We start from the raw sequence: 493 nt of genomic DNA on the forward strand, positions 1-493 counted from the left end.
CTGTATGTTATTTCCTTATCTTCAAAAGTTACGGCAATCTGATTTGGCGTCTTTTCTACCTGTTCTTCGAACAGTTCAGCTACTGTCTTATCTCTCGGATATGCATGATACGTATCATTAAATCCCCCTATGATAATTGCCTTTTCTTCTTTTGTCGTGGTCTCTATTTCTATAAGTTTTTTCTGCGGATTTAAAGACATATCTTGTAATACTGTTTTTAGCCTTTCAAGAATACTTTGGGCTTCCTCTTTCTCATACTCATTCGGATTATACATAATCTCATACGACAATTTTTCACCATCAAAGTGTGCAGTGATACTCAATGCATAATTCGTTTGTTCTCTTGCCGATTCCATTTCTATCTGTAGTCCATTTTCACCACTTTGTAATCGTTCTTTATCGATATAATAGTTTTCAAATACGAACAATGTTTTTATCAAATTAGAACCCAATTGTGATTGGCTTTGAACTTCCGCTAACGAACAATAACCAT

The 493-nt window shown here is 34.5% G+C and carries 1 protein-coding gene; it reads right to left on the reverse strand.

Features of this window, described 5'->3' with window-relative positions:
- The coding region (locus MR167_RS31770) for a condensation domain-containing protein (protein WP_242316255.1) at positions 1–493 on the reverse strand (493 nt) is incomplete at both ends.

It is taken from the genome of Bacillus cereus group sp. BfR-BA-01355, assembly GCF_022663675.1.
GTDB lineage: Bacteria > Bacillota > Bacilli > Bacillales > Bacillaceae_G > Bacillus_A > Bacillus_A thuringiensis_S.